Here is a 26,497-nt window from a genome sequence, read left to right as displayed (position 1 = left end):
AAAATCACCCTAATGTCGAGGATTATTCTTAGACAGCGGCCTTTAATCGCGAAAAAGAGGTTATTGATGCGGTAAACCGACAATCGCACGGGCAACCGCTTCTGGATCGAAGGGACGTAAATCATCCATGCTTTCACCAACCCCGATCGCGTGGATAGGCAAACCGTATTTTTCAGCCGCCGCCACCATGATACCGCCCCGTGCTGTGCCATCGAGCTTGGTCATGATAAGGCCAGAGACACCCGCGATTTCTTTGAAAACTTCGATCTGGGAAAGCGCGTTTTGACCATTGGTGGCATCCAGTACCAGAATAACATTATGCGGGGCGGCCGGATTAAGTCGTCCTAAAACCTTTTTGATTTTAGCCAATTCATCCATCAAGCCGCTTTTATTCTGAAGGCGGCCTGCAGTATCCACAATTAAGGTATCCGTACCTTGAGCTGTGCCTTCTTTAACCCCTTGGAAAACAAGGCTGGCCGCATCGGCACCTTCAGCCCCGCTGATGATCGGGATTTCTAGTCTTTCCGCCCAAACTTTTAATTGTCCGATCGCGGCGGCTCTGAAAGTATCACCAGCGACAAGCATGACCTCGTAATCGAGTTCCTGAAACCAATGTGCCAATTTGGCGATAGTCGTTGTTTTTCCTGAACCATTGACACCAATGACCAGAATGACTTGCGGTCTTGGGAAAGCATCAATTTCGATGGGTTTAGCAACAGGCTTCAAAATTTTGGCGATTTCCTGCGCGACGACTTCGCGAACTTCGAGTTCCGTCACGCCTTGCGGAAAGCGTTCGCCTGCCAGACGTTCACGAATACGACCTGCGGTACCAGGGCCTAAGTCACAGGCGATCAGGGTTTCTTCGATTTCATCAAGCGTTTCGTCATCCAAGGCCGCTTTTAACGCAATGGATGACAGATTTTCTGTTAACCGTTCAGATGTCCGTTTGAGACCAAAACCGATTTTTTTATACCAAGGTGTTTCTTCACTCATAATTTCTTCCCAATCAGGCCATCTTTATCTGTGCCGGTCACCATAATATCGACAATGCCGCTTGCTTCGACCGCTTCGCTTAGGCGGATAGGCGCAAATTGGGGTGTATGTCCACGTCCGCCTTCACCTTCCAACAGGACAGATTGCCGACTACCCACCAATGTTTTTAACCATTCCGCTTGTCGTCGATTAGCCGCTTCCCTTAATTTTTGAGCGCGCTCTTTAATCAAAGGCGTATGGACTTGGGGCATTTTGGCCGCAGGTGTACCTTGGCGAGGGGAGTAAGGGAAAATATGCCCGAAAACGATATCACATTCATCTATCATTCGCAGACTATTGGCTGCCATTTCCTCGTCTTCGGTTGGGAAACCCGCAATGATATCGGCACCAATAGCGATTTCTGGACGGCGTTTTTTCAAACTGGCTACTAGCTCAATCGCTTGTTCCCGACTATGCCGCCGCCGCATTCTTTTCAGAATAGTATTATCGCCGGCCTGCAAGGACAGATGAATATGCGGCATGATGCGTTCATCTTCGGTAATGAGTGCCATCAGCAAGGGATCAATACCGTCAGGGTCAAGCGAAGAAAGCCGAAGTCTTTTCAGATTTTTGAGCTTTTTCAGAAGAAAAGCGACTAATTCACCGAGATTACTGGGGCTAGTTAAATCTTGACCATAGGAAGTCAGATCGACACCCGTCAGAACTAATTCCTGATGCCCGTTATTGATAAGTTTGCGGGCGCAATCAAGAATATCATCAAAAGAGGCTGAACGGTTGCGACCCCGCCCTTGTGGAATAATGCAAAAGCTACAATGGTGATTGCAGCCATTCTGAATTTCAAGAAAAGCCCGACTATGTTCACTGAAAGCCGCGATCAGATGGGGCGTTGTTTCTTTTAGGCTATTGATATCCGTGACCTGTATCCGCGCTTCTTCATCACTCCCTGAAAAAGCAAAGGATTCTGCCTGATGCTTTTCGACATTACCGATAACGCGCGAAACTTCGGGCATATCGGCGAAAATTTTCGGATCGATCTGGGCAGCGCAGCCTGTAACAACGATACGGGCGTTTGGTCTCTCTCGACTAGCTTTTCTGATAGCCTGACGCGTTTGTGCTACCGCACGGGATGTCACAGCGCAGCTATTAACAACGATTAAATCCTGACTGCCGTCTTTATCAGTCAAAGCCTGTTTGATGGCTTCACTTTCAGCGATATTGAGACGACAACCTAATGTAATGATATCCGGTGAACTCATGAAAAACTTGCCCAATCCGCTTCGCCTTTAAATACATAGGTCGCGGGCCCCCGCATAATGATATGGCCTTCGCTATTCTCGTCCAAGACAAGTCTTCCTCCGGGAAGATCTATTTGCGTTTTGCCAGAAATCAGCCGCCGCCTTTTGGCCGCAACGAAGGTCGCACAAGCTCCCGTGCCACAAGCACGGGTTAATCCGGCACCCCGTTCCCAAGTTCTCATTTTAAGGTGATTTTTGCCCGTAACCATGACGATATTGACGTTAATCCTCTCAGGGAAAAGCTGGTCATGCTCGATTATGTTGCCTAATCTTCCGAAATCGACGGCATCAACATCATCGACGACAAAAACAACATGAGGATTGCCCATATTGACAGCCGTCGGTTCTTTCAAATCTTCCCATGCAACCGGCATAGAAAGCGTATCCATCGCATAGGCGAGGGGTATTTCATCCCATGACAGGCGGGGTCTACCCATATCAACGCAAGCACCTTCATCAGAAAGACGAGCATCCAGTAGACCGGCGGCGGTGCTGATAATGACATCCCGTCCTAAGAAAACAGGGACACAACGGGTGGCATTACCGCAGGCTTCGACTTCGGAACCATCTGCATTCCATATTTCCATCGAAACATCGGCCTGATTTTTGCCATTACCAATAATGATAAGCTGGTCACAGCCGATGCCGGTATGACGATTGCTTAAAGCCTGCGCTAACGCCGGATTCATTTGGATAGGATTTTTTCGGGCATCAAGAACAATAAAATCGTTACCAAGCCCATGCATTTTATGGAAAGAGAAAGTCATATCGTCCCTCTAGCGGATTTTTCTTTTCGGGGGAATTCACCGACCGTTTTTTTCAATTATTCGCGTGTGTTTCGCCCTGTTAGCTGGATTTTAAGCCTGTGGCATCCTTATTGACAGGGATTCTGCCTATGATTTTACCCGAAGCTTTTAGGTTGTAAGAATTGTTCATTATAATCTTGCAAAGGGCATCATATAAGCCTAGAAGGGTAAAAATTTTATATCAGGTCTTAATACCGCACGCTGGTCAGCGAATTTTCGCCCACCGGCGTATTTTGCGTTTTTAAGGTTGCGATAAATTTTGGTCTTTTAGCTTTGCCCTGACTTTTTAGGTCATGGCATAACATCAGGAAGGGATGGCGATGTTCGGCAGTCTAAGCGAGCGTTTAAGCGGTGTCTTTGATCGGCTGCGTGGCCGTGGCGCCCTGACCGAGGATGATGTCCGGCAAGCTATGCGCGAAGTTCGCATTGCCCTTTTGGAAGCGGATGTTGCCCTGCCTGTTGTTCGGGATTTTGTGAGCAAAATTACCGAAAAAGCGATTGGCCATAATGTTTTAAAATCGGTGACGCCCGGACAGCAAGTCGTCAAGATTGTCTATGATGCGCTGGTTGAGATGCTGGGTTCTGATACCAGCGATCTTAATCTGGCCGTCAACCCGCCCGCCGTTATTTTGATGGTCGGTTTGCAGGGATCAGGTAAAACAACGACCTCTGCCAAACTCGGTAAGAAGCTGAAAGAAAAAGACCATAAAAAGGTTTTAATGGCTTCTTTGGATGTCCATCGTCCGGCGGCGCAAGAACAGTTGGCTACCTTAGGGCAGCAGGCTGATGTTCCAACCTTACCGATTATTGCTGGTCAACAACCGGTTGAAATCGCCCAGCGCGCGCTGACGTCTGCTCGCTTGCAAGGCTATGATGTCGTTATTCTCGATACGGCTGGTCGTCTTCATATTGACCAGTTGTTGATGGATGAAATGAAGGCCGTGGCCGATAGCAGCCAGCCAGCAGAGACTTTGCTGGTTGTTGATGCCTTGGCCGGGCAAGATGCCGTCAATATCGCAAGAAGCTTTTCCGAACAGGTTGATCTGACTGGTGTCATTTTAACCCGTATGGATGGCGATGCCCGTGGGGGTGCTGCCCTTTCGATGCGGGCGGTTACCGGAAAGCCGATCAAATTTGTCGGCACCAGCGAAAAGCTCGATGGTCTTTCGCCTTTTCATCCTGATCGTGTTGCAAACCGCATTTTGGGCATGGGTGATATTATCTCCCTTGTTGAAAAAGCAAGCGAAACGATCGAGAAAGAAGACGCAGAAGCCTTGGCTGCCAAAATGGCCAAGGGGCGTTTCGATTTTAATGACCTGAAAAAACAATTCAGCCAAATGCGGCGCATGGGGGGTATGGGGGCTTTGGCGTCTATGCTTCCCGGGGTCAAGCAGATCAAAAATGCTATGGCCAATGGTCAGGTTGATGATCGTATCCTCGTTAAAATGGAAGCGATGATTGATTCCATGACCCCGAAAGAACGCATCCGGCCTGAATTGATCAACGCCAAAAGAAAAATCCGGATTGCAAAAGGTTCAGGCACGACGGTTCAAGAAATCAACCGTTTGCTGAAAATGCATCAGGAAATGTCTTCGGCAATGAAGCGCCTCAAAAAATTAGGCGGTATCAAAGGTTTAATGAAAATGCTGGGCGGGGGGGCTGATGGTGGTATGCCACCGATGATGCCCCCCGGTGGTGGTATGCCGGGGCTTCCCCCGGGTTTTGGCGGCTTCGGTCGTAAATAATTGATTTTTATTTGGTGAAAGGAAAATTTAATGGCCGTTTCAATTCGTCTCTCTCGTGGTGGTGCAAAACGCCGTCCGTTTTATCGTATCGTTATTGCGAATTCCCGCAGCCCGCGCGATGGTTCTTTCATCGAGAAAATCGGCAGCTACAATCCGCAGCTTCCGAAAGACAATGAAAACCGCGTAATCGTTGATCTCGATCGCGCTCGTCATTGGTTGTCCGTTGGCGCACAGCCGACTGATCGTGTTGCTCGCTTCCTCGATGCCGCTGGTCTTCTGGAACGCAAAGCACGCAATAACCCGAACAAAGCTGTTCCGGGTGAAAAAGCTAAAGAACGCGCTGAAGAACGCGCCCAGAAGGCTGCTGATGCCGCTGAAGCTGCTAAGGCTGCTGCCGAAGCACCGGCTGCTGAAGAACAGGCTCCTGCCGAAGAAGCCGCTTCTAACTCTGAAGAAGCTTAAGTCATGGTTGCCGCACCCGATCGCCTGATTACCCTCGCCGTTGTTACGGGGGCGCATGGTATAACAGGAGAGGTGCGGCTAAAGCCTTTCACCGAAGATGCGGCACAATTTAAGGCCTATGGCATTTTTAGTGCAAATGGCACGCCTTTGACTCTGAAAAAATTGCGGCCTGATCCCAAAGGGTGGGTTGCCCGTTTTTCAGAAATAACCGATCGTAATCAGGCAGAGGCCTTGCGTGGCACCGCTTTGACGGTTCCAAGAAAAGCTCTGCCTGATTTACCGGCGGATGAATATTACTATATCGATTTAATCGGTTTGCCTTGTGTTGACTCGTCAGGCCAATCTATTGGCGTTTCTGTCGCGGTCGAAAATTATGGCGCAGGCGATATTCTTGAAATTGAAAAAGCGGACGAAAAGCGTTTTATGGTGCCTATCGCCCAAGCGGTTGATGTCCATGATGACCATCTCGTTATTGCAGCCGATTTTATCGAATGAACAAGCCTTTTTCTGCGTCGATTCTTACCCTTTATCCAGAAATGTTTCCGGGGCCTTTAGGGCATAGCCTTGCAGGCCGTGCTTTGGAGAATAATATCTGGTCACTGGAAACGGTGGCTATCCGCGATTTTGCAAATGATCGCCATCATACGGTCGATGATACGCCTTCGGGTGGTGGTGCCGGTATGGTGATGCGAGCCGATATTCTGGCACGGGCTTTGGATCATAGCTGTGAAAAGCATCCTGATTTACCGATTTTAGCAATGACCCCACGGGGTTATCCGTTGACGCAATCAAAAGTCAGACAATTATCTGAAGGGGCGGGCGCTATTATTATTTGTGGTCGCTTTGAAGGAATGGATGAACGGCTTTTTGAAAAAAGAGCTATCGAGCCGGTTTCTATTGGAGATTATATCCTGTCAGGCGGCGAAATGGCAGCGTTGACCCTGTTAGATGCTTGCATCCGACTGATACCTGGCGTAATGGGCAAAATCACAAGTGGGGAAGACGAAAGCTTTGAAACAGGCTTGCTGGAATATCCCCAATATACCCGTCCAGTTGAATGGGAAGGGTTATCGATTCCCGAAGTGTTACGATCTGGGAATCACGCGCATATCAAGGCATGGCGGCAAGCTATGGCAGAGCGCGATACAAGGTTAAGGCGGCCGGATCTTTGGGAACGCTATAGGAGCGTTCAGGCTAGTCGCCCTCTGGCGCGTAACAAAAAAGACAGGAATGAAAAATGAATCTTATTCAGACTCTTGAAGCCGAACAGATCGCCAAATTACAAGAACAGAAGTCTATTCCTGACTTTCGGGCTGGTGATACTTTAAAAGTTGGTGTGCGCGTTGTTGAAGGCGAACGCATCCGTATTCAGTTCTATGAAGGTGTCTGCATCGCCCGTTCCAATAAAGCTATTGGTTCTTCTTTCACGGTTCGGAAAATTTCCTTCGGTGAAGGTGTTGAACGCGTTTTCCCGCTTTATTCACCGAATGTTGATTCCATCGAAGTTGTTCGCCGTGGTGTCGTTCGTCGCGCTAAACTTTACTATCTGCGTGGCCGCAGAGGTAAGGCTGCTCGTATCGCAGAACGTCGCGATGTTCGCCCCAGCAAATAATTTTGACTAAAAACTTTTAAAGTTTTTTTATAAATAAGGGCATCGTTTTTCGGTGCCCTTATTTTTTTATTAACTTATATTTTACTTTTCTTGTCTAAACCTATTATAAAATCTGTAGCGGTAAAATTTTAAGGAAGACTTTATGTCTAAGGAAAATATTATACCGCAGGACGTTAACAATCTTCTAAAAGATATCAGCCAGCCTGACTTTTCTTATCGTACCTACGATAACCGCAACCCTGTAGAATGGCATAATTGGCCTCTTTTGGAAAAAGCTGCGGACTATATTGCTTGGAAAAACAAGCAAAACGTCAAAAATTTGAAGTAAATATTATTAAGTTAGCCTTAAAAAGCTACATTTCTTTTAAGAAAGTTTTTTTATGTTGGTGCTGTTTCATTCTTTCAAAGGGGGGGTGGGCGTTTCCACTGTTGCGGCTAATATCGCTCTCTCGCTCCTTCGTCTTAAGCGGAAGGTGGCTATTGCGGATTTAACGCACCAACAATCCCTTAACTTTCATATCGGCGTACAAGAAGAAGAAATCCCCTTTTTGTCTGTCGAAACGATGGATGAATTATATCAGGCTTCGCAGGATTTTTCAGGGATTACTCTTGCGGATCTAGGAACGGAAATCCCTAAATCCAGCATAGCTCAAGAAAACATTCTTCATATTTCCATTTTGTCTCCCAATGCAGGATGTATGGCTCTGTTTCCTGAAGCCTTTGACAAGCAGCATTACTACATCATCAATAATGAAAATGACCGCTATAATTTTCCTCGTGCGGCTTCTCAATTTGTGCAGGACATGGTTCAAGACAATTTAATCGGCATCATCCGTCAGGATGAAGCGGTAAATGAAGCCTTGGGAAAATTACAGCCTTTACATCTTTATGCGCCGACCTCTGTCGCCTTAAAAGATTTTGATAACTGCGCCCATCAGCTTTTAAGAATGATAGAAATGAATATTTCGCGTCATGCGGAGGTATCCGCCGATGCTTCATAAAAGCCGTATAAAAATTAAAAACACGCTTTCTGAAGCTAAATATATTTTAGAGCATTTGTGGGATTCCACTCTGCAATGGCCATTGCTTTGCTTGATTACCGTTGCTGCTCTTATGGTGGTTGCTGTTCCGCTACCGCTTTATTATCAATGGGTCTATGGCATTTTCTTTATGGGATTGACGCTGCTGATTGATCGCAGCCCAAGCCATTTTGCCTCTATTGTTATCTGTCTTTCCTCTATTCTGACTTCGACCCGATATATCTTTTGGCGCATTACGCAAACATTGCGTTTTGACCACATCATGGACGCCGTTTTTGGTGGTGTTCTGTTTATGGCAGAGCTTTATGCATGGGCTATTCTTATATTGGGGTTGTTCCAGATTTTATGGCCGATGCAGCGTCCTGTTGTCCCGTTATCAGGCGAGGATGAAGAGTTACCTACAGTTGATGTCTTTATTCCGACTTATAACGAAAGCATGGAAATCGTTCAGAATACCGTTTTTGCGGCTTTGGGAATGGATTATCCAAAAGACCGCTTTAACGTTTATCTGTTGGATGATGGTCATCGAGAAGAATTCCGCCTTTTTGCAGAAGAGGCGGGATGCCATTATTTAACCCGTAATGATAATCTGAATGCCAAGGCGGGTAACCTAAATGCGGCCTTGAAAAAGACCAAGGGTGAATTAGTCTGCATTTTTGACTGTGACCATGTGCCAACAAGGGCCTTTTTGCAGTTAACGGTTGGGTGGTTACAAAAAGAGCCTAATCTGGCTTTAGTTCAAACGCCGCATTTCTTCTATTCCCCTGATCCGATCCAAAGAAACGTCCCAGGTGGTGATGAATTACCAGGTGATAACGAGCTGTTTTATGGCACGGTGCAACGCGGTAATGATCTATGGGATGCCACCTTCTTTTGCGGTTCTTGCGCTATTCTTCGTCGCGAAGCCTTGGAAGAAAATGACGGCTTTTCTGGAGAAACGGTGACGGAAGATGCCCATACTGCTCTGAAACTTCAGAGGCGTGGATGGGATACCGCCTATATTAATATCAGGCTTTCCGCGGGGCTCGCAACCGATACGCTCTTGGCGCATATCAAGCAGCGTGCTCGTTGGGCGCGCGGTATGACCCAGATTTTAAGAATTGATAATCCGTTATGGGGACGGGGGCTCACCATTGCCCAGCGGCTTTGCTATATGAATGCGTTGCTGCATTATCAATTCGCCTTGCCTCGGGTTATCTTTCTGATTTCACCTCTGGCTTTCATCCTGTTTAACTCCAGTATTATTCACGCTTCGGCTATAATGGTTTTTGCTTATGTTGTTCCACATCTTTTCATGTCGCTTTGGGCGCATGAAAGATTAAGTAATGGACGAAGGCAACCTTTCTGGGGTGAAATCAATGAAACGCTTTTGGCTTTTCATTTGATAAAACCGACGCTCATTACCTTTCTTAACCCCAAAAAAGGTAGCTTTAACGTCACCGATAAGGGTGAAAGGATGGAAGACGATTATTTCGATTTTCAGTCTGCTCGCCCTCATATTATTACCGCAGGCTTTCTGTTTTTCGGTTTGATCGTCGGGATCGTAAAACTTATTTATTCCAGTTATTTTCATATTCAGCCCTCTGTTTTGGTGCTGAATGTTACTTGGGCAAGTTTCAATTTTATTATCTTGTTGGCATCTATTGCCGTCGCCCATGAAAGTAGGCAGATCAGAAATACAGTTCGTTTTCCGTTCCGTATTCCTTTTACCGCCTATTTTGAAGACGGACATGTCATTGATAGCGTTACAGACAATATCTCATTAGGTGGGTTAGCCTTTTCCTTACCCAAAAATTACGAATTAGCGGATAGGGAGATTTCCGAAATTTCTATGAAAGTAGATAATCGGTCTTTTGCCTTGCCGACTAAAATCGTGAGTAAAAGTGGTTCTCTCGTCCGTCTGCAATTTGAAGCAGCCTCGATGCCAGAACAGAAAAAGCTGGTCGCGGCATTGATGGGTCAGGCCGATGCATGGCTGCATTATGGCCCTGAAGAAAAACCTGTTTCAACCATCGCATCCATGAAACACATTCTTAAAATTATCTTTGGTTTGCTGCGTTACCGTCCCCAAAAACGGATCAACAAAAAAGCGGCGATTAAGAATGAGAAGGGGGCAGTAAAGAAATGACAAAAGCCAAAAAAGCAACCGTAGCCAGTCTGATGTTGCTCACATTATCAGGCGTTTCTTATGACCAGAGTGCCGGTGCGGCAGCGGTCAAAACCAAGCGCGTTGTTAATACATCCGATGCGGCATTAGATAGCATTGTTCCAGCAACAGCGCATCAAGGGCATCTCTCTTTTGAAAGTATGGGAATCGGTCAGACGATCCATCTGGTGGGCGTCATCGGTGAAATGGGGATTCCCTTCGGCCTGAAAAATGACGAAACTGTCGCCAAAGCCAGTCTGCGCCTTAACGTTACGTATTCTCCGGCTTTGTTAAGTGATCTTAGCCATCTTGTGGTCTTGGTGAATAACGAAGTTATTCGATCGGTGCCGCTGTTGCGTGAAAATGCGAATGGTTTGGAAATTGTTCTTCCGGTTGATCCGGCTATCTTCCTGCCGGGCGAAAATCGTATCAATCTTCGTTTTATTGGCCATTATACCCGCGATTGCGAAGATCCAGTGCATAGCTCGCTATGGATGAATATTTCCAATAAACGGTCTTTCCTCGATCTGGAGATGGTCAAAACGCCGGTTCAGGCTGATCTGGAACGTTTGCCTGCGCCTTTCTTTGACAGATTTGATACAAAACGCCTTAATCTGCCTTTTGTTTTCCGTTCAGCACCCAATGAAGATATGTTGGAAGCTGCGGGCTTTGTCTCTTCATGGATTGGGAGTTCTCGTGGATTTAAAGGTGCCGCTTTCACGCCTGTGACAGATGGTATTCCTGCTGGAAATGCGATTGTTTTCACAACAGGTCGCAATTCGATCGCTGAATTGGGCGACGACCATATTACGGGCCCAACGATTGCGATTGTTAAAAACCCCAATGATGCCACGGGACAGCTTCTTGTTGTCATGGGACGGAATGGTGAGGAATTAAAACAAGCGGCGGCGGTTCTAGCTACCAGAAGCGCTTCTTTGGAAGGGCAGCGGGTTGTCGTCGATGACGTTAAAATTCCGAGCTACAAGCCTTATGAGGCGCCGAAATGGATTAGAACCGATCGGCCTGTGAAACTTTCGGAATTAGTTCATTCTCCCCAAGACCTGATCGGTAACAGTATTATGCCGGGGCCTTTGGAAGTGAACTTTAAATCAGCCCCTGATCTTTTCTTCTGGCCTTATTCGGGTCCCAGAATGAAAGTGAATTATCGCTATCCTTATGGAAGTTGGCTCGATAGAAAACGTTCGCGTTTAGATATATCGCTTAACTCGCAATATGTTTCGACTTTGCCGATTGGCGAAAAAACATGGATAGATAGATTATTAGGACGTGATGGAGCCGTCGGTATCCGCAATCACGGAAGCCGCACCATCCCAGCCTATACTATTGCGCCAAACAACTATCTTAGCTTTTTCTATGATTTGCAGTTAGCCGATAAGGGGCGTTGTCAGGCTGTTTTGCCGAATAACGTCCGTTCATCTATCGACCCCGACAGCAGTATTAACCTGATGCATGCCCATCATTTGGCACGTTTACCTGATTTGGGATTATTTGCCGGTGCGGGATATCCGTTCACCAAACTAGCAGATTTAGGTGAAACCACCGTCTTGATGGAAGATCACCCAACAGCAGGCGCTATTCAGGCTTATCTCGGTTTAATGGCACGTTTTGGTAGTTCTACCGGTGCCGCCGTTACCCGTGTCGCAGTTCAAGAAGGTGTTAATCCTGATCGTCTCAAAGGACGGGATGTTTTAATTATTGGTGGCCCCGCTTTGGCTGAAAATAATCTTTTGGAGAATGCTCCAGTTCGGTGGAATGGCCAGCATATGACTTTGAAAGAACGGCTGTTATCCAGTCGTTTTTCTAGTTTCCTTCATATGACCAGCCCTGATGTCCCGACCTATCCCGATCAGGATGTCGCTGCGACGATTTCTTCACCTGAATTTGAAGGTTTGATGGCATGGCGTTCGCCCTTTGACCAAAGTCATGATGCGGTCGCTTTACTTGCGCTAGACCAGAATAAATTACCGGATTTTGTTCAGGCCTTTGATAAAAAACAAAATGATGGACAAATAAAAGGCGATCTCGCCCTGAATACCATTAACGGAATACGGAGTTTTCAGGTCGGATCATTATATTGGCGCGGTTCTGTTCCATTTTGGTTATGGATTGGTTACTGGATTAGTAACCATCCGTTAGTAATGATTGTGTTAACGTTATGCGTCGCGCTTCTGCTGGCTGTTCCGATCGGAACCCTTCTTAGAATTCAGCAAAAACGCCGGCTTAAGCATGCCTCCACGACGGAGGTTTCAGAAAACGATGAGTCCGAAGAATGAAACGCATAACAGGCATTACTCTCGCTTCCTCTCTGGCTGGTGCCATGATGCTGGGATCCTTGGCTGTGGATCCCTTGCCAGCCAGTGTCAGCAAGAACCCAACGCCGGATAATAAAACGGGCGCGACCCAAACGGGGGCAACCGCAGGCAGTGGTAGTGCGATCCAGTTATTGCGTCATCAGGCGATTTTCTGGAAAAATAGAGGCCGGAATGATCTTGCCGCCAATGCGTGGCAGAGATTGCTCGAAATTGACCCTAATAATAAAATGGCCAAACAGGCCTTGCAGGAATCAACCTTCGTTCCGGCAGCCCCTGAAAGCGACAACAGTCCCAATAATGCTCCAACCAAAATTGTGACTGGGCAGGGTGGCCGTTCTTTTCCGACGGGGTTAACGCCTTCTGCACGAGCCGGATGCATCCGGCTTGAAGGCTTTAATGCGTTTAAAAATAATCAGCTTGATATTGCCGAACAGCGTTTTAGACGGGCTTTAGCGCTTTATGCTCATGACAAGGATGCCTTGGGTGGCTTGGGTATTATTCGCTTAAAACAACATCGTTATGCTGAAGCCATCCGTTATTTGGAAGAAGCCTCTTCTGATAAGGAAGGGTATCACTGGGCGAATGCCTTGTCTTCGGCGCGTTTCTATGGGCGTTTTGAGGAAGCCCAAGCGGCTAGCCGAGCAAACCAGCTTGACAAAGCCCAGTCCATTTTAGAGCAATTACAAAATCAGCAGGGCGGCGATGCGAATGTTTCTAATGCTCTGTTGGCTGATATCTATGCGCGTCAGGGACAATTCGACAAGGCAATGGCGCTTTATGATAAATTAGGTAATTCTGCCGATGCCGTGACAGTTGCCCGTTTACGGAGCCAAGAAAACAGCATCAAAGCACGGCGCGCCTTATCCCAAGGTGATTATGCCCATGCAGAGCAGTATTTCAGGACAGCTATTGCCAATGATATTGCCAATCCATGGTTGCGTCTTGATTATGCTCGACTGTTATTAAAAGAAGGGCATCGCCCAGAAGCAGTCAGCTTAATACGGCCTTTGGAAGATCAGGCCTCTTCTGAAGAAGCGATTTATGCCGCCAGTCTGTTTTGGCAGGAAATGGGCGATAATCGGCATGTCATTAGCTTGATTGAACGTATCCCTGATGATGCCCGCACGCCTTTGATTAACCAGATTGCTGAATCTGCCGATATCAATATTGCTTTGGCGCGTGCAAAACGGATGAGCCTTTATGGGCGGCGTGGTGATGCCATCGGTCTGTTGCGTTCTTTGGCGAATGATCCCAATCGTAGTATTCCCCAGCTGGGTATGATTGCCGATGGCTTATTGCAATTGGGTGATGTCGAAGATGCGGCATTTTTAGCCGAGCATAGTTTGTCTTTGCCCTTGGGTGAGGCGAATGACTATCAAGCCAGCCTGTCCGTTCTGATCCGAACCGGCCATTATGATACAGCCAGCGATTTTATCAGCCAGATTGCATCTGAGATGTCTCGTCATGACCAGAATGGTTATAAGATGCTTAACCGCACCTTGGCGATTGCTCGTGCTGATATGATGCGCCAGAAAAAACTCTATATGCCTGCTTTTGATGTGTTGCATCAGGCTTGGGAAGAAACGGGTGGCGGCGATAATATTTTGCCGGTTTTGGCTAGAATTTATCAGGATGCAGGGCTTACGGATAAAGCGCAATCGCTCTACCATTATATGCTGCGGAACCATCCAAGAGATGCGTCAGCTTTGTTGAACAGTTTAACGATTGCGCAACAGCAGGGGAATGATGACCGCGCAGAGCAGGCTTTACGGCGTTTGAAGAAAGTAGCGCCCGGTAATCCGTATGTTTATTTAGCCTCTGCTCGCTTTGAAAAATCTAAAAGTGATGATGAGCAGGCCTTAAAAGACCTGAAAAAAGCGCATCGCGTTTATCAGAGAATGGTACGGCAAGGCCGCTCGGCTGATCTACCTTCTGATGCCGCTAATGATGACAATAGCCCGATTGTTGTCGATGCGCCCAATCTTCCGCGCGATAATTATAATCCTTTTGCGCTCAATGAAGAGGATTTCCGTCGTTTACAGACCCGCAGTCAGGTTGAAATGGCCTCGTCTGACAGCGATGCGGATATAGATCGTGATGACTATCATTATAATCGTGACGATTATGATGACGGTTTTGGACAAACATCGTCTTATCATTCGGCGCGGTCGTCTGGCGGAAATAACGATCGCTTTGCTAATGGCACAAGCTATCAAAAACCCCAGCAACCTGCGGTAAAACAGCCATCTGGTTTTTCGTCCCATCCTTTATTTGCGTCTTCGGATGAAGAAAACTTCCATAATCGATCCGAAGAAAAATCAGCCAGTCGCCATAGTTATAGCAGCAGACAGGGTTTGGCAGCTGCAGATAACACCGATTATAATGAAGGACGTAAAGCGGCTCATACGGTTTCTTCATCTTCATCGAAAAAGACGCAGACATCGCAGCCTTTGCTGGCCAATAATTTCACTTCAACCCAAAATGCTTTACCTTTCCCGAACCAGACAACGGGAAGTCGTTCTTCTGGTAATGGGCTTGATAGCCTGAATACACGGGTTTTCCCTGACCGCAACTTGTCAAATGATTACGATGACGAGGATGAGCGTCAGGAAAAAATCAAACGGGACATGGCCGAGCAACGGAAATATGACAGCTGGAATATTTTCTCACCTGGTAGTGCGTTTGGTCAAAGCACGATGTTGGAAGCACCTTCCTATACAAGCATTGCAGTTGCCGATCCGATTAACTATCCAGCCGCCGCGCGATTACATGGTGGTAGTCATGATCCGTTATTGCGGGATATCAATGACGGGATTGACCATCTCTCTTTGAATACCGGAACCGTTTTAGAAGGCACACCTGAATTCAGGCAACATTCCGGTCAGAATGGCCTCAGCCGTTTAAATGAATATGCTTTCAATGCCAAAGTATCCACTAATCTGGGTAGTCGGGTAAGGGGCTTCTTCTCGGTAACGCCGGTTTATTTGACCGCAGGCCAGCCGGATCAATATGCTGCGCCTTATTTCGGTAGTAACCCATTAGTCTCTAACGCCAGTATTGCAGCTGGTGGCAAGGCTATGTACGCTCCGGTCAAAGACCAGTCGGCTTCCGGTGTTGCCCTTGATGCGGGTATTAAAATCAAAGATATTCGTCTGGATATCGGTACGACCCCAATTGGCTTCAGAAAAACCAATATCCAAGGCGGCGTAAGCTGGTCACCGCAAATTATAGACCATTTGACTGGCCATATCTTTATGGAACGTCGTCCTGTCATGGACAGCTTGATTGCTTATGCCGGAACGGTCGATCCTGTTATGGGGTTGACATGGGGTTCCGTCATGAAAACCGGCGGCGGTGGTGGTTTATCCTACGACGTCAATGGCAGCGGTCTTTATGCCCAAGGTAACTATCGGGTCTATAACGGAACCAGAGTTCAGAAAAACCATGCGGTTGAAGCCAATGTCGGTGGTTATTATTCACTCCTGAATACGCCAACTTCTAATTTTAGCATCGGCGTAAACGTCAATTACCAGCATTATTTGAATAACCAGTATTTCTTTAGTTTTGCGCAAGGCGGTTATTTCAGTCCGAACCACTTTATCAGTGTGGCTTTCCCGCTGCGCTATACCGGAACGCTGGGACGCTGGAAATTAAATGCAGAATTAGCCCCTGGTTATCAGAACTTCTATGAAAGAAGTAACTACATTTTCGCGAATGAACATGATCTGCAAAACCAGATGAACAAATTCAATCTCGCGAATAATAGTCTGGCGAATAAATTCCCAGGCCAGCATCATAGTGGTGCCGGTTATGAAGGTCGTCTGGCTGTCAGTTACAGATTAAGTCGTTCGGCTGTTTTGGGTGGCGAAATTCGAGCAACGACCTTTGGTCCTTACAGCGAATATCGTGAATTACTGTCTATTCACTACGCGATGGATGCTGATAAGACGGATAAACATTAATTGAAGCTCTATTTTCTTTAATTATGAAAGATTTGTTATTATAAATAAACTATAATCTTGTTCTATTCAGCTACCCAACAGGTAGTAATCCTTAAAATCGGCCAGAAGCATATCAATTCTGGCCGATCAATAATTTGAAAAAGGGATGCTCCTCCATGACCTATAGTCGTCGTTTTATCCTTTCCACTTTGGTAAGCGTCCCTTTGCTGGTAGCCTGTCGGAAGGGTAAAGCGGCCGAAGCTGATAATTGGACATTATTCAAGAGTCGCTTTTTTAAAGATGGCCGGATTTCAGATAGCGGTAATGGAAATATCAGTCATAGCGAAGGACAGGGCTATGGCATGATACAAGCAGAAGCTGCCCATGATAAAGCGACCTTTGATGCTTTGTGGCAGTGGACAAAAACGCATCTCATGCGGCCTGATATGGCACTTTTTGCATGGCGCTTTGATCCGTCCCAATCTAATCCGGTATCAGACCAGAATAATGCGACGGATGGCGATATTCTGATCGCATGGGCTTTATTGCGTGCAGAAAAGCGTTGGCCAAAGAACGGTTACGGGCAGGATTCCGAAGCAATTAGAAAATCTATCGGTAAGAAGCTGGTTCTTTCTGGTGGTGGTGAAACCATTCTGCTTCCCGGCTTACAGGGTTTTACCGGCACTGATTATGTTATTCTGAATTTCTCTTATTATATATGGCCTGCGTTAAAAGCCTTTAATGAGGCTGATAACGGGGCTTGGCATAATGTTATTGAAAGCGGGAAAAAATTATTGGCAAAGGCTAAATTCGGTTTGCCACAGTTGCCCACTGATTGGGTCGCTTTCAAAAATAACGGCAATCTTGAACCCGCCGCCGACAAGCAACCTTATTTCGGTTTTGATGCCGTTAGAATCCCGCTCTATCTGATTTGGGGGGGAGAAGATGCCTTGGCAGCTCCCTTTGCTATTTATTGGAATAGCTATCTTTCCCATAATCAGCCCGTTCCGGCATGGGTCGATGTGAATAGCCAAGCTATTGCGCCTTATCCTTTATCAAAAGGAGGTATGGCTATTCTTGATCTGGCAATGAATAAACCCATTACCGCGAAAATTGCCGATCAGGATGATTATTATTCTTCAGCTTTATTGGCTCTTTCCGAAATTGCTGCGAAAGAAAGACCGCATAACCGCTAAATCTTTTATTGCTATCATCCCAATTCCTGAAAAATAGTATAGAATACTCTATCATTTTTTTATGAGGATTGGGCAAGGATGCGTTTATACCCCCTGATAACAGCTATTTTCTTGAGCGGGATGACGTTTCCGGCATTATCGCAATCATCATCTGATATGCCTGTGCCTATGCAGGAAAAGACAGCTGCCGATCTCAATAATCAGGAAGCCAATAGAGATTTTCGGAATTTCTTGGCTTCTATTCGGCCTCAAGCTTTGGCGAGCGGAGTCAATCCGCAAACCTTTGACCGTATTGCTTCGGATTTAACCCCCAATCCCCGCGTTATCCAACTGGATCGCAATCAACCGGAATCACCAACGGCTAATGCGGTTATACCGCCCTTTGCGCCCTATGCCGCGAGTCATGTTGATGCGGTAAGAATTGCTAATGGCCGGAAAAAATATCAGGCTTTACAAAATAACTTAGCCGAAATTGAAAAAGAAACCGGCGTTCCCGCAGGGATTATGCTGTCAATCTATGGTCATGAAAGTGGCTATGGTCAATTTTCGGGGAATTTTGATCTTTTACGGTCTCTTGCAACTCTGGCTTATGACGGGCGGCGGCGTGATCTTTTTGTTCAGGAATATATCGCAGCTCTAAAAATCCTTGATTCCGGTATCGATCGTAGCCTTTTAAAAGGAAGCTGGGCGGGTGCAACGGGATCTCCGCAATTTTTACCGAGTGTTTATTTGCGGGTTGCCGTTGATGGCGATCATGATGGTAAAAAAAATATCTGGTCGAGTGAAATTGATGCCTTAGCCTCTATTGGTAATTATCTAAAAACGGCCGGTTGGCAGCCCAATGTCCCTTGGGGGATTGCTGTGAAGGTGCCAGACAGCCTTGACCGAAACCTTATTCAATCTGTAACGCCTTCCCAAAAATGCCCTCGTGTTTATGCAAGGTTAAGTCGTTGGCAGCCAGTATCCGAATGGCGAAAGCTGGGTCTTGTTTTTATGGGAAGTCATATGCCTTCAGAAAATGAATCGATGGCTTTAATAGAACCGGACGGGGCAGGGGCAACCGCATGGCTGGTTTCTGCCAATTATCGCGCTATTCTGGATTATAACTGTTCCAATTTTTATGCTTTATCTGTGGGGTTACTGGCTGATGCAATCACAGACTAAATTTCGTTTTTCTTTCCGACCGTGGACGGTTCTTTTACCTTTGTTTGTAGCGGCTTGTGCAGGCCCTCAAACACATCACTATAGTCATAATCACGCGCCCCGTAGTCCGGCAACCAGTCGGCCTTATACGGTCGGCGGCGTGACTTATGTCCCCAAGGATGATCCTTCTTATAACGAAGTGGGTTATGCCTCGTGGTATGGAGATGATTTTGCTGGACATCCAACGGCTATCGGAGAAAAATTTTCACCTAATGCCATTAGTGCGGCACATAAAACCTTACCGCTTCCTTGTTATGTCGAGGTTACCAATCTTGAAACCGGACGCCGATTGGTTGTGCGCGTGAATGATCGAGGGCCTTTTGTGCAAGGGAGAATTATCGACCTGTCAAGGGGAGCTGCACGCGCTTTGGGCATTGAAAAGAAAGGCACCGCGAAGGTTCGCGTCAAACGTCTTTAACTATTGTTATTCATGGCTACAAGTTTATCAAGATGAATATTCTTTGTGACCATGCCTTACTATATCGGTGATTCAATGAAGCCAGTTCTATTCTTTTCTGCCTCTGCTGCCCTCTGCTTTACGGCGGCGGCCAGCTATGCGGCTGCTCCACCTTTTGAGACAATTGCCCCTATCGCCTATATGAAAGACCTTTCTTCAGGCGCGGTGCTTTATGCAAAAGATGCTGACCGTCGAATGCCACCCGCATCTATGGCCAAGATGATGACTGTCTATGTTGCCTTTGATCTTATCAAAAAAGGGCAGCTTAAACTGGATCAGCCGATCACGGTTCAGCCGGAAACATGGAAAAAATGGCATGGCCCTTCGGCAGGTTCAACGATGTTCCTGTCACCGAATGAACAGGTAAGTGCAGCCAATCTTTTGCATGGTATTGTTACATTATCCGGTAATGATGCCTGTGTTGTTTTATCCGAAGGTATTGCGGGAACAGAACAAGCCTTTGTTGCTTTGATGAATGAAAAAGCACAAAAAATTGGTCTCACTAATTCTCATTTTGGCACAGCCAATGGTTGGCCGGACGGCGGCGCAACCTATGTTACGGCTCATGATCTTGAGACATTGGCCGAAGCCACTATTCGTGATTTTCCTGATCTTTATCGCCAATTCTATGGTCAACGTGAATTTACATGGGGTAAAACCATGGGATCGGGGAAAGATATCACCCAATCCAATCGCGATCCGTTATTGGGCGTTATTGACGGTGCTGATGGTTTGAAAACTGGACATACCGATGAAGCCGGATATGGCTTTACCGGATCCGCTGAACAACGGGGACGGCGGCTGGTTATGGTTATGGCGGGTTTGCCTTCCAATGCAGCCCGTCGGGAACAGTCAATTGCCTTTATGAATTGGGGCTTTAGAGCTTGGAAATCCAAGCCTGTTGTCAGAAAAGGTGTTCGTGTCCAGACAGCCGAAGTGCAGGGCGGTAGTTCTTCTACTGTCGGTTTGGTTGCACCACGGGATTTGGCAGTGACCTTGCCGATTACGGCTTCTGACCAAATGAAGGTCAAAGTCGTTTATCAAGGCCCTATCAAGGCACCGATTGCCCAAGGTCAGCATATTGCCGATCTGGTTGTCTTAACATCTGACACACCGCCACAGGTTACACCTTTGGTGGCTGAAAAAACCGTAGAAAAAGCCGGATTTTTTGGCCGTATTGGTGAAGGTATAAGGTGGATTCTGGGGCGATTGTGACACACGGATATTTTATCAGTCTGGAAGGCGGAGAAGGAGTCGGCAAATCGACCCAGATTCGCCTTTTGGTAGCCGCTCTCGAAGAAAAGCTTCAAAAGTCTGTTATCGCCACCAGAGAACCCGGCGGGTGTTCGGGTGGCGACGCGATCCGCCATCTTTTGCTGGAAGGCGATCTGCATCGTTGGACGAATGCAACCGAAGCGCTCTTATTCGCCGCAGCGCGAGCTGAACATGTTGCTCGTGTGATAAAACCAGCCTTAAAAGAGGGTAAATGGGTTGTTTGCGACCGATTTATTGATAGCTCTTTGGCTTATCAAGGCGATACCGGCGGCCTAACCCAAGAAGATATCCGTTGTCTTCATCGCATCGGTAGTCAAGGTATTTTACCTGATCGCACCTTCCTTTTAACCTTGCCAGAAGGCGAGGGGATACGCCGCGCACAAGAGCGTGATAAGAATAAAGGAAATCGTTTCGAACAGCGGACGATCGATTACCATAAAAAGGTAAATGATAGCTTTTTACAGTTAGCGGCGAAAGAACCGGAACGCTTTCGGGTCATTGATGCAAGCGGTAACCCTGAAGAGGTGCATCGTCATCTTCTCGATGCTTTGGATGATTTATTGCCCTGATGTCTCAATTATTAGGTCACGATACGGCAATAAAGGCTTTTCGTCATGCAGAAGATAGTGGACGACTGCATCATGCTTGGCTTTTAACGGGGGCAAAGGGTCTCGGAAAACGGCTTTTTGCAGACAGGGCGGCGGCGTGGCTGTTAGCTAATGCGGTTAATCCAGATATCCGAAAGAATACAGCTTCGGATTCTTTGGATATACCGGAAGGTAACCCGACCTTGTCTTTGATAAAGGCGGGTAGTCATCCTGATTTGTTGCGACTGGAAAGACTATTTCGGGACAGCAAAGAACAGGAACGCGCTCGTAATATCACGGTTGATCAAGTCAGAACTATTCAAAAACTGTTTGCAACAACACCTGCCTTATCCTTCCGGCGTGTTGTTATTATTGATTCCATTGATGATCTCGAAAGGTCGGCGGCCAACGCCCTATTGAAAAATCTTGAAGAGCCCCCTGCCGGCACGATATTTTTTCTGATTAGCCATGCGGCAGGCCGTCTTTTGCCTACTATCCGGTCGCGATGTCGCATTTTATCCTTTCATCTATTAGAGGATAACCTTGTTGCACAGATTTTAAGACATCATCTTCCTGACATTACGGCAGAAGAATTGGCTAGTTTGGTCAAAATTAGTCAAGGGGCAGCGGGATATGGTTTAAGATTTGCCGGTCTGGATATGGCTGAACTGGATAATGCCATAGAAAATATTGTCAAAACAGGCGATAGGGATTTCCTATTGCGGAGCAAGCTGGCACAAAGTCTGTCTCTAAAGTCGGCACAAGGCCGCTACGAGGCTTTTCTGGAGCGAGCACCCTCGCGAATTTCAGCCGAAGCCCGTTCTTTGAAAGGAGAAAAACTGGCACAAGCTATTCATTTATGGGAAAAAGCCCGCCAGCTTGGCAATGAAGCTGTGTTATTTTCTCTTGATCCACAGGCAACCGTCTTCACTCTGGCCGGATTTCTTGCCAGATTAGCCCCAACACACATATAGATTTGGTAAAGTTTAAGATGTCTCAATCTTTTTATATTACGACGGCTATCAGTTATCCTAACGGCAAGCCACATATTGGCCATGCCTATGAAGCTATCGCATCGGATGCGCTTGCCCGTTATCATCGTTTGGCAGGGGATGATGTCTATTTCCAGACCGGAACCGATGAACACGGTCTCAAAATGGCACAGACAGCTCGTAATCGTGATATAGAACCGATCGCCTTGGCAGATGAAATGTCTTCCCATTTCAAGACAATGGATGATGTTTACAATATCTCCTATGACCGCTTTATTCGCACTACCGAAGCGGAACATTACAAAGCCAGTCAGGCATTATGGAAGACCTTGGCTGATGCGGGTCATATCTATTTGGGACGCTATGAAGGCTGGTATTCTATCCGTGACGAGGCTTTTTATAAAGAAGAAGAGCTTGTAACCGATTCCAAGGGCGAAAAACTGTCACCGCAAGGGACGCCTGTTGAATGGAATGTCGAAGAAAGCTGGTTTTTCAGACTGTCCGCTTTTCAGGACAAATTATTGGCCTATTACGAAGCCCATCCTGATTTTATCCAGCCGGAAGCCCGTCGGAATGAAGTAATCAGTTTCGTTAAATCCGGTTTAGCCGATCTTTCCATCTCCAGAACCAGCTTTGATTGGGGTATTCCTGTTCCGGATTCTCCCGGACATGTCATGTATGTCTGGATTGATGCTTTAACCAACTATCTGACGGGTGCTGGTTATCCTGATAACAAAGAACGTTTTGATCGTTACTGGCCAGCCGATATCCATGTTATTGGTAAGGATATTATCCGTTTTCACGCGGTTTATTGGCCAGCTTTCCTGATGGCGGCCGATATTGCTTTACCGAAAAAAGTGTTTGGACATGGTTTCCTCCTGAATAGAGGGGAAAAAATGTCGAAATCGGTCGGCAATGTGGTCGATCCTATCGACATGGCAAAGCTTTATGGTGTTGATCAAATTCGCTATTTTCTGCTGCGGGAAGTAACCTTTGGTCAGGATGGCAGCTATAGTCATGAAGCCATTGTAAACCGAATTAATGCCGATCTAGCGAATGATTTCGGTAATTTGGCACAGCGTTCTTTATCCATCATTACCAAAAATGGCGCAAAAGTGCCAAGCCCAGAAGATACGCGCGCTGAAGATCAGGCTTTAATGGAAAAGATTGCGGGTATTCCGCATCAGGTCGCAACGGCCATGAATAATGTTGCCCCCAATCAGGCTTTGGATGCAATTTGGCGCGGAGTTGGTGAAGCCAATCTTTATATTTCGGAACAGGCACCTTGGACGGTCAGAAAAACAGACCCAGTCCGTGCCGATACTATTCTATATTGGACAATTGAAGCGGTACGGCAGCTGGCTATTTTATGCCGTTGGGCTATGCCTGCCAGCTGTGATGCCTTGCTTGATTTATTAGGGCAGGGGGCTGATCAGCGTGATTTCCGTGCTTTATCTGCGCCATTAGTTCCGGGGTTACCGCTCCCGAAACCGGTCGGTGTATTCCCACGTTTTGTTGAGAATGACAAAAATAATTCGGAAAAAGCAGCCAAGGATAAAGCCTGATGCTGATTGATAGCCATTGTCATCTTAATTATCCTGGTATGCTTGAAAAGCAGCCGGAGATTTTACAGCGCGCGCGGCAGTCGGGTGTGACCGGAATGGTCAATGTTGCGACGAAGGAATCCGAATGGGAACCGATTATCGCAACCGCTGAACGCGAAAAAGATGTCTGGGCAGCCATTGGTATTCATCCCAATGAAGCCGCTGCCCATGAAAATATGACCAGCCAAAGATTGATCGAAGCAGCAGACCATCCTCGGGTTGTTGCGATCGGTGAAAGTGGGTTGGATTATTTTTATGGCGAAAATGATTTTGACCAACAAAAAGCAAGTTTCCGTGAGCATATTATGGCTGCCCGCGAAACGGGCTTGCCGTTGATTGTCCATACAAGAGACGCAGAAGAAGACACCGCCAGCATCATCGAAGAAGAAATGGCAAAAGCGCCGTTTAAAGGGCTGATCCATTGCTTTACAGCAAGTCGTTCTTTGGCTGAAAGGATGCTGAAACTGGGATTTTATATTTCTATTTCGGGTATCATTACCTTTAAAAATGCCGAAGATTTGCGCCAAACGGTGAAAGATTTGCCTTTGGATCACTTGATGGTTGAAACGGATTCGCCATTTCTGGCTCCGGTACCGCATCGTGGCAAAAAAGGAGAGCCCGCCTTTGTCGCAGATACGGCGCATTTCCTTAGTCGTATGTTTGACATGGAGTATGAGGCCTTCACAGATATGACGAGCCGTAACTTCCTGAAATTATTTGATAAGGTGAAATTATGAAACTCCGTCTTCTCGGTTCGGGCACATCATCTGGTGTGCCTATAATCGGGAATAACTGGGGAACATGTGACCCGAATGAGCCTAAAAATAACAGGACAAGAGCTTCTTTATATCTAGAAACGGATCAGACCAAAATTTTGGTTGATACCTCTCCCGATATGCGAACACAGCTTTTGAGAGCCGATATTTCAATTCTTGATGCGGTTTTATGGACGCATGATCATGCCGATCACTGCCATGGTATCGATGATTTGCGTCCTATCTTTCATCGGCGAGGAGAACCTATTCCGGGTTTTGCTCGGCCTGAAACCTTATCGGGTTTGAAACAGCGTTTTTCTTATGTCTTTGATGGATATGGTGATTATCGCCCGACTGTTGAAGCCAATGTCTTGCCTGATAATCTGACTATAGGTGATGTTGAAATTTCGGTAACGGATCAGCCTCATGCGAGGATAACCAGTGCCGGTTTTTGCTTTAGGCATAAAAATATCCGTGTCGGATATGCGACTGATTTCAACAACATCACGGATGAAATGGCTAAATTATATCAAGGCGTCGACCTTTGGATTGTCGATACCTTGCGGGAAAGGCCACATCCATCCCATCCTCATCTGGCCATGATTTTGGAATGGGCTGAAAAGCTACAGGTCAAAAAGGCGGTGACATGCCATATGGATAATTCGATGGATTATGCGACTTTATCGCAGAAACTGCCGCATTATATGGAAGTCGGATATGATGGCTGGACAACAGAAATCTAGATAAAATCAATAATCGGGTAGGGGGGTAAAACCCCCATTCCTTTTTCCGGCCTTCTGACAAAAAGATTTGGCGGTTCTACTTTATAATCTGCCCTTTTATTGCACGAGGCTCCTTTCGCAGAAAAGTCCATGTCATGAAGATATTTCTATTTCTGGAATTGATGGAAAGAATTTTAGAAAGAAAAATGTCGGACATCCATCAAGGGAAGAGACTCCATTGATAAAATGCGATCAGATAGGCAAGAGCCGTATTCTATTAAGAGAGACTGATTTTAAGGGGTGTCTTGGGGCGGAAATCGATTTTATTTAACATAATATATATTATCAGACTTACAGTAAGAGGCCACTTCTATGGATAAAGACGCTTCAAAATCAGAAAAATCTGATTTTTCTTCCATTGATACGCTGCGTCAAATTATGGCGCGCTTACGTGATCCGGTTAAAGGTTGTGAATGGGATGCTGCGCAAAATTTTCTAAGCATTGCCCCTTATGCCATTGAAGAAGCCTACGAAGTTGTTGATGCGATCGAACAACAAGATATGCATGAGCTCAAAAACGAATTGGGCGATTTGCTTCTTCAGGTCGTTTTTCATTCTCAGATGGCCGCAGAAAAAGATCTGTTCACTTTTGATGATGTCGTCACCGCTATCTGTGAAAAAATGATCCGCCGTCATCCGCATGTTTTCCAAGATCATGATACGGATATCGATCCGACCCGTATCAAGGATAATTGGGAAAAGATTAAGGCTAAAGAACGCTCGGAAAAGAAATCTAGTGATTCTGGTGCCTTAGTGGGTATTGCTAAGGCTTTACCGGCTTTGACGCGTGCAAAAAAAATACAAGAACGTGCTGCTAGAACCGGTTTTGATTGGTCAGATACGGCAGGCCCAAGAGCAAAAATTGATGAAGAATTAGCCGAAGTTGATAATGCTACCGATCGTGAAAATCTGATTGAGGAAATCGGTGATGTTCTCTTTACGGTTACGACTTTTGCAAGACATCATGGTATCGACGCCGAACAAGCCCTTAAAAAATCGAATGAAAAATTCGAAAATCGCTTTAAAATAATGGAAGAAATTGCCGGTGGCGATATCACGCCCCTACCCTTATCCGAAAAAGAAAATTTATGGATTGCAGCAATAAATTACGAAAAATCTAATAAAAACAAATAGATATAACAATATCTTATTTAATTATATTCTGGTATTTACGGAATTTTTGCGCGCTCTATCTATAGAGATAGAGCGTTTCTTTTTAATGTCACTTTTGGGTTTTTAGAAAAATCGATCTTAAAAAATGATCACAATATGG

Annotated in this window: 23 protein-coding genes; 20 read left to right on the top strand and 3 right to left on the bottom strand. The window is 46.3% G+C overall.

The genetic code is table 11. The features are described from left to right. Positions 1-60: 60 nt before the first annotated feature. The 3 genes from ftsY to dapF are packed head-to-tail and all read right to left on the bottom strand — an operon-like array spanning position 61 to position 3,055. The gene (gene ftsY, locus ZMOB_RS01295; RefSeq protein WP_011240907.1) at positions 61-993 is read right to left on the bottom strand and encodes a signal recognition particle-docking protein FtsY; all 933 of its coding nucleotides are present in this window, start codon (positions 991-993) and stop codon (positions 61-63) included. Beyond that, positions 990-2,249: a tRNA (N(6)-L-threonylcarbamoyladenosine(37)-C(2))-methylthiotransferase MtaB gene (mtaB, locus tag ZMOB_RS01290; protein WP_014500407.1), complete on the bottom strand. Its 1,260-nt coding sequence runs from the start codon at positions 2,247-2,249 to the stop codon at positions 990-992. Before mtaB ends, ftsY begins: the two co-directional genes overlap by 4 nt. Then, entirely contained in the window at positions 2,246-3,055 is an 810-nt protein-coding gene (dapF, locus tag ZMOB_RS01285; RefSeq protein ID WP_014500406.1) for a diaminopimelate epimerase, read from the bottom strand. The genes mtaB and dapF overlap by 4 nt, the downstream gene beginning before the upstream one ends. Positions 3,056-3,414: 359 nt before the next feature. On the opposite strand from dapF, the gene ffh reads away from it, so the two are divergent. The 20 genes from ffh (at position 3,415) to mazG (ending at position 26,358) form a co-directional block, all read left to right on the top strand. Continuing rightward, complete coding sequence (ffh, locus tag ZMOB_RS01280; protein WP_011240910.1) at positions 3,415-4,839, top strand: signal recognition particle protein; 1,425 nt, start codon at positions 3,415-3,417, stop codon at positions 4,837-4,839. A gap of 30 nt (positions 4,840-4,869) precedes the next feature. Beyond that, positions 4,870-5,301: a 30S ribosomal protein S16 gene (gene rpsP, locus ZMOB_RS01275; protein WP_011240911.1), complete on the top strand. Its 432-nt coding sequence runs from the start codon at positions 4,870-4,872 to the stop codon at positions 5,299-5,301. 3 nt (positions 5,302-5,304) lie between these two features. Beyond that, the gene (gene rimM / locus ZMOB_RS01270; protein WP_014500405.1) at positions 5,305-5,796 is read left to right on the top strand and encodes a ribosome maturation factor RimM; all 492 of its coding nucleotides are present in this window, start codon (positions 5,305-5,307) and stop codon (positions 5,794-5,796) included. Next, positions 5,793-6,542, top strand: a complete 750-nt coding sequence (trmD, locus tag ZMOB_RS01265) for a tRNA (guanosine(37)-N1)-methyltransferase TrmD (RefSeq protein WP_012816982.1) — start codon at positions 5,793-5,795, stop codon at positions 6,540-6,542. Before rimM ends, trmD begins: the two co-directional genes overlap by 4 nt. Further along, positions 6,539-6,913 carry a 50S ribosomal protein L19 gene (gene rplS, locus ZMOB_RS01260; RefSeq protein ID WP_011240914.1) on the top strand — a complete coding sequence of 125 codons (375 nt, stop codon included), beginning with the start codon at positions 6,539-6,541 and terminating at the stop codon, positions 6,911-6,913. Before trmD ends, rplS begins: the two co-directional genes overlap by 4 nt. Positions 6,914-7,055: 142 nt before the next feature. Then, a complete protein-coding gene (locus ZMOB_RS01255) occupies positions 7,056-7,241 on the top strand; it encodes a hypothetical protein (protein ID WP_011240915.1) in 186 nt (61 codons plus the stop codon). A 52-nt stretch (positions 7,242-7,293) separates the two neighbouring features. Continuing rightward, the gene (locus tag ZMOB_RS01250) at positions 7,294-7,914 is read left to right on the top strand and encodes a ParA family protein (protein ID WP_011240916.1); all 621 of its coding nucleotides are present in this window, start codon (positions 7,294-7,296) and stop codon (positions 7,912-7,914) included. Beyond that, positions 7,904-10,081, top strand: coding sequence for a UDP-forming cellulose synthase catalytic subunit (gene bcsA / locus ZMOB_RS01245; RefSeq protein WP_014500404.1), 2,178 nt, complete (start codon positions 7,904-7,906; stop codon positions 10,079-10,081). Before ZMOB_RS01250 ends, bcsA begins: the two co-directional genes overlap by 11 nt. Next, positions 10,078-12,393 (top strand): cellulose biosynthesis cyclic di-GMP-binding regulatory protein BcsB, encoded by a 2,316-nt coding sequence (bcsB, locus tag ZMOB_RS01240; RefSeq protein WP_014500403.1) that lies wholly within the window; start codon positions 10,078-10,080, stop codon positions 12,391-12,393. The genes bcsA and bcsB overlap by 4 nt, the downstream gene beginning before the upstream one ends. Beyond that, positions 12,390-16,394, top strand: coding sequence for a cellulose biosynthesis protein BcsC (locus ZMOB_RS01235; RefSeq protein ID WP_014500402.1), 4,005 nt, complete (start codon positions 12,390-12,392; stop codon positions 16,392-16,394). The genes bcsB and ZMOB_RS01235 overlap by 4 nt, the downstream gene beginning before the upstream one ends. Before the next feature lie 155 nt (positions 16,395-16,549). Next, complete coding sequence (locus tag ZMOB_RS01230) at positions 16,550-17,569, top strand: family 8 glycosyl hydrolase (protein ID WP_014500401.1); 1,020 nt, start codon at positions 16,550-16,552, stop codon at positions 17,567-17,569. 78 nt (positions 17,570-17,647) lie between these two features. Beyond that, the gene (locus ZMOB_RS01225; RefSeq protein ID WP_011240922.1) at positions 17,648-18,733 is read left to right on the top strand and encodes a lytic murein transglycosylase; all 1,086 of its coding nucleotides are present in this window, start codon (positions 17,648-17,650) and stop codon (positions 18,731-18,733) included. Beyond that, a complete protein-coding gene (locus ZMOB_RS01220) occupies positions 18,717-19,190 on the top strand; it encodes a septal ring lytic transglycosylase RlpA family protein (protein ID WP_011240923.1) in 474 nt (157 codons plus the stop codon). Before ZMOB_RS01225 ends, ZMOB_RS01220 begins: the two co-directional genes overlap by 17 nt. Positions 19,191-19,241: 51 nt before the next feature. After that, entirely contained in the window at positions 19,242-20,444 is a 1,203-nt protein-coding gene (locus ZMOB_RS01215; RefSeq protein ID WP_014500400.1) for a D-alanyl-D-alanine carboxypeptidase family protein, read from the top strand. Further along, positions 20,423-21,073 carry a dTMP kinase gene (gene tmk, locus ZMOB_RS01210; RefSeq protein WP_014500399.1) on the top strand — a complete coding sequence of 217 codons (651 nt, stop codon included), beginning with the start codon at positions 20,423-20,425 and terminating at the stop codon, positions 21,071-21,073. The genes ZMOB_RS01215 and tmk overlap by 22 nt, the downstream gene beginning before the upstream one ends. Further along, positions 21,073-22,065: a DNA polymerase III subunit delta' gene (locus tag ZMOB_RS01205; RefSeq protein WP_011240926.1), complete on the top strand. Its 993-nt coding sequence runs from the start codon at positions 21,073-21,075 to the stop codon at positions 22,063-22,065. Before tmk ends, ZMOB_RS01205 begins: the two co-directional genes overlap by 1 nt. Before the next feature lie 17 nt (positions 22,066-22,082). Then, positions 22,083-23,648, top strand: coding sequence for a methionine--tRNA ligase (gene metG, locus ZMOB_RS01200; RefSeq protein WP_014500398.1), 1,566 nt, complete (start codon positions 22,083-22,085; stop codon positions 23,646-23,648). Beyond that, complete coding sequence (locus tag ZMOB_RS01195; RefSeq protein ID WP_011240928.1) at positions 23,648-24,424, top strand: TatD family hydrolase; 777 nt, start codon at positions 23,648-23,650, stop codon at positions 24,422-24,424. Before metG ends, ZMOB_RS01195 begins: the two co-directional genes overlap by 1 nt. After that, complete coding sequence (locus ZMOB_RS01190; protein WP_014500397.1) at positions 24,421-25,185, top strand: MBL fold metallo-hydrolase; 765 nt, start codon at positions 24,421-24,423, stop codon at positions 25,183-25,185. Before ZMOB_RS01195 ends, ZMOB_RS01190 begins: the two co-directional genes overlap by 4 nt. A 351-nt stretch (positions 25,186-25,536) precedes the next feature. Beyond that, a complete protein-coding gene (gene mazG / locus ZMOB_RS01185; RefSeq protein ID WP_014500396.1) occupies positions 25,537-26,358 on the top strand; it encodes a nucleoside triphosphate pyrophosphohydrolase in 822 nt (273 codons plus the stop codon). Positions 26,359-26,497: the final 139 nt, after the last annotated feature.

Source organism: Zymomonas mobilis subsp. mobilis ATCC 10988 (assembly GCF_000175255.2).
GTDB classification, from domain to species: domain Bacteria; phylum Pseudomonadota; class Alphaproteobacteria; order Sphingomonadales; family Sphingomonadaceae; genus Zymomonas; species Zymomonas mobilis.
This window is presented reverse-complemented; position numbering and strand designations above follow the sequence as displayed.

Coding starts and splice junctions, on each gene's coding strand:
- metG (WP_014500398.1), top strand. CDS start 22,083: ATGTCTCAATCTTTTTATATTACGACGGCTATCAGTTATCCTAACGGC.
- ffh (WP_011240910.1), top strand. CDS start 3,415: ATGTTCGGCAGTCTAAGCGAGCGTTTAAGCGGTGTCTTTGATCGGCTG.
- ZMOB_RS01190 (WP_014500397.1), top strand. CDS start 24,421: ATGAAACTCCGTCTTCTCGGTTCGGGCACATCATCTGGTGTGCCTATA.
- rimM (WP_014500405.1), top strand. CDS start 5,305: ATGGTTGCCGCACCCGATCGCCTGATTACCCTCGCCGTTGTTACGGGG.
- ZMOB_RS01250 (WP_011240916.1), top strand. CDS start 7,294: ATGTTGGTGCTGTTTCATTCTTTCAAAGGGGGGGTGGGCGTTTCCACT.
- trmD (WP_012816982.1), top strand. CDS start 5,793: ATGAACAAGCCTTTTTCTGCGTCGATTCTTACCCTTTATCCAGAAATG.
- ZMOB_RS01255 (WP_011240915.1), top strand. CDS start 7,056: ATGTCTAAGGAAAATATTATACCGCAGGACGTTAACAATCTTCTAAAA.
- dapF (WP_014500406.1), bottom strand. CDS start 3,055: ATGACTTTCTCTTTCCATAAAATGCATGGGCTTGGTAACGATTTTATT.
- ZMOB_RS01225 (WP_011240922.1), top strand. CDS start 17,648: ATGCGTTTATACCCCCTGATAACAGCTATTTTCTTGAGCGGGATGACG.
- rplS (WP_011240914.1), top strand. CDS start 6,539: ATGAATCTTATTCAGACTCTTGAAGCCGAACAGATCGCCAAATTACAA.
- ZMOB_RS01215 (WP_014500400.1), top strand. CDS start 19,242: ATGCCTTACTATATCGGTGATTCAATGAAGCCAGTTCTATTCTTTTCT.
- mtaB (WP_014500407.1), bottom strand. CDS start 2,249: ATGAGTTCACCGGATATCATTACATTAGGTTGTCGTCTCAATATCGCT.
- mazG (WP_014500396.1), top strand. CDS start 25,537: ATGGATAAAGACGCTTCAAAATCAGAAAAATCTGATTTTTCTTCCATT.
- rpsP (WP_011240911.1), top strand. CDS start 4,870: ATGGCCGTTTCAATTCGTCTCTCTCGTGGTGGTGCAAAACGCCGTCCG.
- bcsB (WP_014500403.1), top strand. CDS start 10,078: ATGACAAAAGCCAAAAAAGCAACCGTAGCCAGTCTGATGTTGCTCACA.
- bcsA (WP_014500404.1), top strand. CDS start 7,904: ATGCTTCATAAAAGCCGTATAAAAATTAAAAACACGCTTTCTGAAGCT.
- ZMOB_RS01230 (WP_014500401.1), top strand. CDS start 16,550: ATGACCTATAGTCGTCGTTTTATCCTTTCCACTTTGGTAAGCGTCCCT.
- ZMOB_RS01220 (WP_011240923.1), top strand. CDS start 18,717: ATGCAATCACAGACTAAATTTCGTTTTTCTTTCCGACCGTGGACGGTT.
- ZMOB_RS01195 (WP_011240928.1), top strand. CDS start 23,648: ATGCTGATTGATAGCCATTGTCATCTTAATTATCCTGGTATGCTTGAA.
- ftsY (WP_011240907.1), bottom strand. CDS start 993: ATGAGTGAAGAAACACCTTGGTATAAAAAAATCGGTTTTGGTCTCAAA.
- ZMOB_RS01235 (WP_014500402.1), top strand. CDS start 12,390: ATGAAACGCATAACAGGCATTACTCTCGCTTCCTCTCTGGCTGGTGCC.
- ZMOB_RS01205 (WP_011240926.1), top strand. CDS start 21,073: ATGTCTCAATTATTAGGTCACGATACGGCAATAAAGGCTTTTCGTCAT.